Annotated in this window: 8 protein-coding genes; 6 read left to right on the top strand and 2 right to left on the bottom strand. The window is 41.4% G+C overall.

Features of this window, described 5'->3' with window-relative positions; translation table 11 throughout:
• Positions 1–315: 315 nt before the first annotated feature.
• On the bottom strand, positions 316–675 hold the full coding sequence (locus O0550_RS11050) for a VOC family protein (protein ID WP_022584896.1): 360 nt from the start codon (positions 673–675) through the stop codon (positions 316–318).
• Between the two features lie 624 nt (positions 676–1,299).
• Between O0550_RS11050 and O0550_RS11055 the strand changes: the two genes are divergently transcribed.
• From O0550_RS11055 to O0550_RS11070, 4 genes are all read left to right on the top strand, one after another.
• Complete coding sequence (locus O0550_RS11055) at positions 1,300–1,626, top strand: ArsR/SmtB family transcription factor (RefSeq protein WP_003346086.1); 327 nt, start codon at positions 1,300–1,302, stop codon at positions 1,624–1,626.
• A gap of 172 nt (positions 1,627–1,798) precedes the next feature.
• Positions 1,799–3,559 (top strand): SulP family inorganic anion transporter, encoded by a 1,761-nt coding sequence (locus tag O0550_RS11060; RefSeq protein WP_258426313.1) that lies wholly within the window; start codon positions 1,799–1,801, stop codon positions 3,557–3,559.
• 387 nt (positions 3,560–3,946) lie between these two features.
• A complete protein-coding gene (locus O0550_RS11065) occupies positions 3,947–4,381 on the top strand; it encodes a hypothetical protein (protein WP_003337179.1) in 435 nt (144 codons plus the stop codon).
• Positions 4,371–5,414 carry a phosphodiester glycosidase family protein gene (locus O0550_RS11070; protein WP_003346080.1) on the top strand — a complete coding sequence of 348 codons (1,044 nt, stop codon included), beginning with the start codon at positions 4,371–4,373 and terminating at the stop codon, positions 5,412–5,414. The genes O0550_RS11065 and O0550_RS11070 overlap by 11 nt, the downstream gene beginning before the upstream one ends.
• Positions 5,415–5,503: 89 nt before the next feature.
• On the opposite strand, the gene O0550_RS11075 is transcribed toward O0550_RS11070, so the two are convergent.
• Entirely contained in the window at positions 5,504–6,586 is a 1,083-nt protein-coding gene (locus O0550_RS11075) for a hypothetical protein (protein WP_003346078.1), read from the bottom strand.
• A gap of 279 nt (positions 6,587–6,865) precedes the next feature.
• Here O0550_RS11075 and O0550_RS11080 point away from each other — a divergent pair, with 279 nt between their 5' ends.
• Together O0550_RS11080 and O0550_RS11085 are read left to right on the top strand one after the other, a co-directional pair.
• A complete protein-coding gene (locus O0550_RS11080) occupies positions 6,866–7,312 on the top strand; it encodes a MarR family winged helix-turn-helix transcriptional regulator (protein ID WP_181748703.1) in 447 nt (148 codons plus the stop codon).
• A 567-nt stretch (positions 7,313–7,879) separates the two neighbouring features.
• Positions 7,880–9,368, top strand: a 1,489-nt coding sequence (locus O0550_RS11085) for an NTTRR-F1 domain (RefSeq protein WP_258426314.1), incomplete at its 3' end; no start/stop codon positions are given.

Below are 9,368 nucleotides of genomic sequence, written 5' to 3' on the forward strand. Positions count from 1 at the left end.
CAACAATGTATGTAGAAAGGTCACACATAAGAACCGAGAAAGAAGGGATTTATACATCTTTCTCGTTATTCTGAATTCTCCTTTTGATATCTTCTTCCACAAATAACGACAAGCAACACTAGAAGGAAACTAACGACACTAATGATATTTTTTGCAGTGCCTTCCTTAATAAATAGATTCAGGAAAAATGTAGGCCCGACAATCAGTAGCAATAGATTTAGCGAGTGTTTTCCAATAAAGTTCAATCACTCTCTCCCCCCATGTTTTTATGATCAATAAAAGTTACATTCCACCCATTGTATCATATTTATCAGCCTACTTCCCGATTAATACAAATACATTGCCATCCGGCGCCTCCATAATAGCTACATGACCACCTAATGAATTGGAAAATGGCGGACGAATCCACTGAATGGAAGGATCGTCTTTCCACTGTTCATAGAATGCAGTGACATCTTCTACAAAAATCTCTGGCTCTATGAAATGTAATTCAGGATTATTTTTCAAAACTAACTCTGCATGGCCTTCTCCAAACCCCATACCTACTAGTTTCCATGGTTTACCCGGAATTTGTTCAGCCTCCCACTTTTTTACTAACCCCATTTTCTCATAGAAAAGAATAGCTGATTCCAAGTCTTTCGTATAAATGGCAAGGCAATGTAATTGTTTAAACATCATTCTCCCCCTTTTCTCCCTCCATTCTAGCCTCTAATAGTGACATTTCCTGACACTGTTTAAAAAACAATTGAGTTGATAACAGAGCCACTACCAAATTAGTCTACTAGTTCAAAAATGCCAAAAGGCCAGCTACCTATGAGCTGGCCTTTTGGAAAAAATGTTAAAAATAAGGACATTAAAACAATTTGAAAATGATTAGCCCTAAGCGATCGCCTTTAGAAGATCAATTACTAAAGGGATTACTGCGCCAAGGAATTGTAATACAGCGATTGCGATGCTCATAATATCTCCCCCTTGGGTAAAAATAGAAAGTCACTTTCTATTAAGATCATAACCCATATTTTGAAAAAAATCTAGCAAAATTTGCCTATACGGAAAAAATGTGTACACAAATTGAACAGTTTGCAAAATTTTATATATATGATCATAATATGAATAAAATAAAATGGTAAGAAAATCACCCTCCTGTTACTATTAAAATCGGTATCTACAGCATAGATGATTAGAATGAATCAAAAAATATTACTAGTAGCAATGTACTCTTTTACAACTTACTGACTATCTGTGTTATCTTATTCTTATATTCCTATCATTAAAATTGTTTGTAAGGAGTTTAGATATATGAACCGAGAAATTCAACAATTTAAAGCAGAATTTTTTAAAGCCCTGGCCCATCCCTTGCGTATTCGAATCCTAGAGGTTTTATGTGAAGGTGATAAAAACGTTAATGAACTACAGGCTATTTTAGGAACGGAAGGTTCTGCTGTGTCCCAACAATTAGCTGTCCTTAGAAATAAAAATGTGGTAAGTGGAACTAAAGAAGGCACCTCTGTGATCTACTCACTGCGAGATCCCCTTATTAAAGATTTACTTAAGGTTTCCAAGCAGATTTTTGACAATCATTTAGTAGATGCCATTTCTTTACTTCAAAACATGCGGGATGAATAGACATAAAAAAGCAAGAGAATCTCACTGGAACAGGATTTTCTTGTTTTTTTGTTTGTAACCCAAATTTTTACCATATGTATCAGCTCTTTCCTACATTGACAAAAACGGATCAGCGGGTGTATATTCCCCTTATATTCAAATAATCAAATATATAAAAAAAGAAGGGTTAAAAATGAAATTGTCGGGAAGATTCGAGCACTACAACAGTACTTATTTTCGACATGATCTCATATCAGGGTTAATTGTAGGTGTCATTGCCATTCCTTTAGGAATGGCTTTTGCTATTGCTGCTGGCGTTAGCCCTCAATATGGAATTTACACAACGATTATTGCTGGTTTTCTTATTTCTTTCTTTGGTGGGTCCAAATTTCAAATTGGGGGACCTACTGGGGCTTTTATTCCCATCTTATTTGCGATTGTCATGCAGTACGGGTATGAGAATCTACTAATTGCAGGCTTATTAGCTGGAGTAATGCTCGTTCTGATGGGAATCTTGAGGCTAGGTGCACTTATTGCATTCATTCCGCGTCCAGTTACCATTGGATTTACGTCTGGCATAGCTGTCATTATTTTTACTGGTCAAATTGCAAACTTTTTGGGGTTAACAGGAGTCCAAAGGCATCAAGACTTTCTTTCGAATATGCGGGAGCTTGGAATCCATCTGTCCACGATCAATCCATACAGCATTGTAACCGCACTTATTTGTTTCGCTATTCTTTTGATTACACCCAAGCTGTTTCCCAAAATACCTGGGTCTCTCATCGGACTTATCTTGTCCAGTTTGCTGGCAGCATGGTTTTTTGAAGGAAAAGTAGCAACTATAGGTTCGACATATGGGGAAATTCCCAGCACTCTTCCCCACTTTCATATACCTGATATCACCTTGGATCGAATTGTTCAGTTGCTTAAGCCTGCCTTTGTGATTGCCTTACTCGGAGGAATTGAATCTCTGTTATCTGCGGTAGTGGCTGATGGTATGACTGGAACCCGTCATAAAAGCAATCGTGAGCTAATTGGGCAAGGAATTGCAAATATGATTACCCCCTTGTTTGGTGGAATCCCTGCGACTGGAGCCATTGCTCGTACAGCTACCAACATAAAAAGTGGTGCCAAGAGTCCGATTTCAGGAATGATTCATAGTCTGGTTGTGTTAATCGTATTAATACTGTTTGCTCCGTGGGCCTCTTCCATTCCTTTAGCCAGTATGGCCCCTATCTTAATGGTTGTGGCCTGGAATATGAGTGAACGCAAGGCATTTGTTCATATCGTAAAAACCAAAACAAGTGATTCGCTTGTCTTAGTAATCACTTTCTTCCTAACTGTATTAACCGATTTAGTAACGGCGGTCGAAGCAGGTTTAATCTTGGCAATTATCCTGTTTGTGAAGCGAATGAGGGACATTTTAACCGTTGCAAAGGTACTGCCTGATCCGACAGTAAAACACGAAAAAATGTCTCCTCATATGGTAAAGGAAGGACACGATTGTCCTCAAATAGCTATTTTTACCATTGAAGGAGCGTTATTCTTTGGTGCGGCTGCTATGTTTGAATCATCAATTATGCAAACCATTCATTATCGCCCTAAAATACTACTCCTGAAGATGGCGAAGGTTCCTTTTATGGACACCACTGGTGAGTCTAACCTTGCAAATGTAGTGAACGATTTTACAAGAAACGGTGGAAAAGTTCTCATATCAGGCATTCAGACTCAGCCTAAAGAAGTGATAACAAAAACAGGTCTGGCAGATAAAATTGGGGAGGAGCACTTTTTTGCGCATACAGGTGAAGCTATTGAGTACGCTTTAACTCAATTAGATTATCAAAAATGCTTAGGATGTAAGCATTTTAGCTTCCGTGAATGCACGGTCTTATCCGATCCGAATGCAGCGAAACAGCAATCCGTTCTGCCAATCAAACAATTATCAGAACAATAAATAGGAATGTAACGAACGGACAGTTTTCGATTACGAAACCGTCCGTTTCCATTTTTTACATAAACGGCTAAATCCAGCTTTCGTACTGCAAGCAAGTAGTCTACCCTTGCTATACAGGTCGAAAAACAGAGAAATTCCACGGATTTAGCAGATAACTGCTGAAAATAAGCTCTTTTCTTCGTTCTTCCATTTTGTTGGTAAAATACACGTAATTCATTCCATGCTATAATAGAGTGTCGTGTAAAAAATGTCGTACTAACGCTACATTACACGAATGGTGTCTTGTTTGATGCCTTTGTTTGGACAAGCTTTTTCGAAAAAGAGAACAAGTAAAAAGCTCCCTAACTACAAGGGACTGTCCTGACTTCTTGAATGGGAGGGAATGGAATGAATCAAAGCTATATGGAGCAAACAAAATCAGCTTCAGCAGCCGTGCGACCATCAAAACAAAAACGACTAAGCACTCCCAAACGCAAGGGAATATTAGTCGCTGGTATTGTGCTCCTCTGGGGTGGATTGTGCTTTGGCGGTTTTTTGCTTGCCCAAAGTTATATCTCTGCTTCACAGAGTTATCTGGATCAGCGCATAAGCATGGTGGAAGCCAAAAATGATGAGTTGATGAAGATGATTGAAACACAAATGGGAGATGTACAGTCCGAGATGAATGGAATTAAAGAGGAATTAGCATTAACTGGTGAGACTATCTCTGGAACAGACAAGACGAAGCAAGCTCTGTCACAACGAATTACAACATTAGATAAACAATTGGCGGAACTGAAGGGCTCTCTGAAAAAACTGGAGGATGCTGCTCGTGCTTTCTAGGCTGAATCTGTTTTTTGTTTTATTGCTGGCTCCCCTTTGTGGGATTCTGCTTGCTTTTGCCAAGCCCTCACCCTTGGAAGCCAATATGGACAAGCTATCGTTAAAAAGTGCTCAACTCGCTGCCCAAATGTCGGAGCTGGAAAAAGCCTCTAATGAAACGAAAGACATTTTGGCAAGTCTACGTAAAACGGCTGATCAGGATAAAAAAGAAGCAGAGCATTATCAGAAGCAGCTTGATAATCTGGTCGCAGCTAGCAAAAACCAGACGAAGCAATCTACTGGATTACTAGATGAAATCCTAGCAAACCTGCTAGGAGATCCAATTGGACAAAACTTCGGTAAAAATTCGCGAATTAAAGTGTACTCGCTTAAAGAAGCTGGATATAGCGGCTACATGGCAAAAGTCCATCTGTTTAACCCCAATGCGCTGAAAATGGTCTTGGCCAACGATAGCGTTTATAGTAGAGGGGAAACAACAAGTCATGCAGCAAAACGAAAAGGTGCCGTCTTAGCAGTGAATGCAGGTGGTTTTGATAAGCGCAATGGTAAACTTGCCCCACTCGGCATTACAGTGGTAGATGGACAGGTCAAGACATTTTCCAATAATCCGAATCTAAGCTTTGTCGGCTTTAATAAAAATGGTCGCTTGCACAGTGGACGTCTTACCTCACAGGAGCAAGTGAAAAAGAACGGCATCATGCAGGGAGCGAGCTTCTTGCCAATCCTTTTGGAAAATGGTCAGAAAAAAGCAATTCCAAAAGCATGGGCAAACCGGCGTGAACCACGTACACTGATTGGAAATTTTGAAAATGGTGATCTGTTATTTATCGTAATTGACGGACGCAACAAAGGTGGCAGTAAAGGGGTTACCCTAGAGGAGGCCCAACGTAAATTGCTTGAGTTTAAAGTACGTGACGCATACAACCTAGATGGTGGAAGTTCCAGTGTCTTTTATTATAATGGTAAAGTTTTAAACCATCCTTCTAGCGGGCGTGAATTATCTTTGACTACTCATTTAGTAGTTCTTCCTTAACTTTTCGTACTACACGATTCATTACAAAACGCGTTCCTGAGGTCGACATAAACAGGGACGCGTTTTGTTTTTCCTTATAGACTATCAAATTATGCTTCCTTCAACTGCTTTAGTAACCGATCTGTAATTACATCTAACTTTTCAAAATATACTGCTTGCTCATTTTGATTAACGATCTGATCTCGGAACCATTTAGCTTGAATCAAATGCTCCTTCGCCCTTTTGATTGTCTGATTATATTTTTTCAATATGGTACGCAATTGAAAAGCATACTTCTGGTCCGTAAATGGAGTAATTGCTCGTTCATACATATCAATAACGCGATCAGAGCTTCGGCTGGGAAGATATTCATGCGGGGCTGTACTATCAAAAATCGCTACATTAGCTTCCGGTACAATAACCATGTCTAAGCTATTTGGATCTAAGGCACAATGATAAATTTCCATGTCAAAACCACGCTGTTTGGCTTCCTGAACTACCTTTTTTAACAATGTAGACTTCCCTGAACCAGGACGTCCTTTAATAAAATACCGCACGATCTCTTCCGTTAGGCTCATAATATAATCCACATTACCATTTGGCGTAGCTGCCCCAAAATAACATTCTTGCACACGTGATTCCTTCTGTAAAAAAACATCCCCAAAGATTGTTTGGCAGACTTCCTCTGCTGCCTTGTTGGCTTTCTCAAAATCTAGATTACTTATATAAATTCTCTCCCAATCATCATGAACAAACAACGCATCACGATAAGAAGCATACGCTTCTTCTAATTCGGCCTCCATTTGTTCTTCGTATTCCCTATTTTGATACTCTGATTGGGTAAGCCTTGTTACATCACAAGCTTCTTTTATATCAATAACAGTTCGTTTAAATCTTGATTTGTCGGCAACTGCCTTCTCATAAATGTTCCCATCTAAAATGGCAATTCGTTGGGTTGGTAATAGCAGAGCATCTATATCTTTTTGCTCCCAAGGAGAATGAACCACTTGTATGGTATCCCCTTGTTCAGCCAACCTTTGTTGGATCGATGCAAGAACAGTCGACTTCCCGGTACCGATCGGGCCATCTATCAGGTACAGGTAATTTATATCTTGTAAAATGGAATCATAAAAGCTGTAATACCCTTTGGAGGTATAGACTGCTGCGAAAATATGGCGTACATGGTTTGGCATATGAAATCCCCCCTCTTCATTGTCATAGACGAACAACACCCCTACGTAACACACGGTTAGATGTCAGATGAATACACCCAGTCAACCTCTCGGACACTTTGCTGGTCATATCCGCTTCCTATACTATATGCAAGCTCACTAAGTCTGTTGAAAGCATCCTTTACAATTTATAAAGCATCAGCTAAACTTATGCATGCAATCGTTCGATATTCAATAATTCAAACTTAAACTATTTGTCAGAAATCAAAGGTGTTAAAAGTGAATAATAGGAGGGTAGAAATGAAACAATCCCTTGCGTTTCTGCAATCATTTTGGGCTATCAATAGGATCACATCTAAATTGACCCAGCTAGATGCTGCCCATGCTGGCCTTACCTTGCAACAGTTAGCTATTTTACATGTCATTCGCTTCCATCCAGAGTTAAAAACATTGAAACAATTAACAGATCGCTTGTTAACAGCTAAAAGCACTCTGAGTATTTCTATAGATGGACTAGTAACGCTTGGATATCTTACCAGAGAACCTTCTCAAGATAGACGCGAAACTATTTTGTCGTTGACACCTGAAGGACACAAGTTATCTCAAACGATCAATAATCACTCTTCTGCTCATCATGTTATGGAAACGGCTTTACAAAGCATGGACCCTGAAGATGTGGATACCTTACTTAGATTGTTAAAATCCTTACATACGCAGCTAAACAGCCTTAAAACGGGAGTACATTAATTTAGATAATACCAGCGTAGTATCAGCTACGCCGGTATTATCTCATTTTCATATGGAAGTTATAAATTAAAATCATTTTATTATCGATAAAATCCTCTATTATTTTTACCAGGCTTCTTTTTTAGTCGCTCAAATTAGGAGTCAAAAGTGCATTCTTTGAAAGAATGAATTCTTCCCCCTGCTACTTTTATCAAGCCCGATTTAGTTTAATCCCTCCCATTCATCTATTATTTTTTGCTTCCTTAATTATATGGATTGTTTTTATTCATCTCTCCTCTGCTTTTCCATGGAACTCAATATTCAGGAAAGAAACGTTTTTTGTAAGAACTAGTTATAAAATTATTTTGCTAATATACGGTCTTTTATTATCTCTGCTTTTTTACATCTGTACACTTTTATGTGAGTAAGCTTTTTAATCTTCTTTATGTGATTTTTATATAATCTATTACTCTAGGCAATTCTTTCAAAATTGGGGTTCGATCTAATGATACTTACCGTTCCCTTAATAGAATGGGCAACATACGATGTACTAGCACCAAAACCTTTTTCATGAAAGTGGTGGTTTAGTTGCCCTTTAGTAACAAAATTGTAAATGGTGATTTTGAAACGGGAACCCTGATCCCGTGGAGCTTTACAAATGTAGCAATTACTAATCTGCAAAGTCATTCCGGTTTTTTTAGTGCACGATTATTTGGAACTACAGCAAATAGTCTATTGTTTCAATCAGTACCTGTAACACCCGGAGATAGTTTCGAATTTTTTCTATCCATTGCAAAATTAGGTACTTTATTGAGTCCTCAAGTAAATATTGCCCTTCTCTATTTAGATGTAACAGCTACCCCTGTTGGTATTGGACTTAATATTACAATACCTATAGGCCATCTTCCGGATAACACCGCTAATATTTGGACTACAATTTATGAAACCACTACTGTTGTTCCAGCAACGGCTACTCAAGCTTTGCTTATTATTAATAAAATTCCTACCCTAACTACTGCGGATATAGTTGTTGATGACATCGAATTATTACAGGTTAGTGGAGGAGCTACTGGGGCTACTGGACCGACTGGACCGACTGGCGCTACCGGACCGACTGGAGATACTGGGGCTACTGGGGCTACTGGGGGCAAAGGGCCGACTGGTCCTGCTGGAGACACCGGGCCAACTGGGCCGACTGGGGAAACTGGCGCTACCGGGGCTACTGGCGACACCGGACCAACTGGACCTACCGGCGACACCGGGCCGACTGGACCTACCGGGGACACCGGGCCGACTGGACCAACTGGCGACACTGGACCTACCGGGGACACCGGACCAACTGGACCAACTGGACCTACCGGAGACATTGGACCGACTGGCGACACCGGACCGACTGGACCGACTGGCGACACTGGACCAACTGGACCTACCGGAGATACCGGACCAACTGGTCCAACTGGCGACATCGGACCAACTGGTCCAACTGGCGACATTGGACCGACTGGACCTACCGGAGACACTGGACCGACTGGACCTACCGGAGACATCGGACCGACTGGTCCGACTGGCGACATCGGACCGACTGGACCGACTGGCGACATCGGACCAACTGGACCTACCGGCGACATCGGACCGACTGGACCTACCGGAGACACTGGCGCTACTGGACCTACCGGAGACATCGGACCGACTGGACCGACTGGCGACATCGGACCAACTGGACCTACCGGCGACATCGGACCAACTGGACCGACTGGCGACACTGGACCAACTGGTGACACTGGCGCTACTGGACCTACCGGCGACACTGGCGCTACTGGTCCGACTGGCGAAACCGGACCGACTGGACCGACCGGAGACACTGGCGCTACTGGACCTACCGGAGACATCGGACCAACTGGACCGACTGGCGACATCGGACCAACTGGACCGACTGGCGACACTGGACCAACTGGACCTACCGGAGACACCGGACCAACTGGACCGACTGGCGACATCGGACCGACTGGACCTACCGGAGACACTGGCGCTACTGGACCTACCGGAGACACTGGCGCTACTGGTCCGACTGGCGACA

The sequence above is a fragment of the Brevibacillus halotolerans genome (assembly GCF_026891775.1).
Lineage (GTDB): Bacteria > Bacillota > Bacilli > Brevibacillales > Brevibacillaceae > Brevibacillus_B > Brevibacillus_B halotolerans.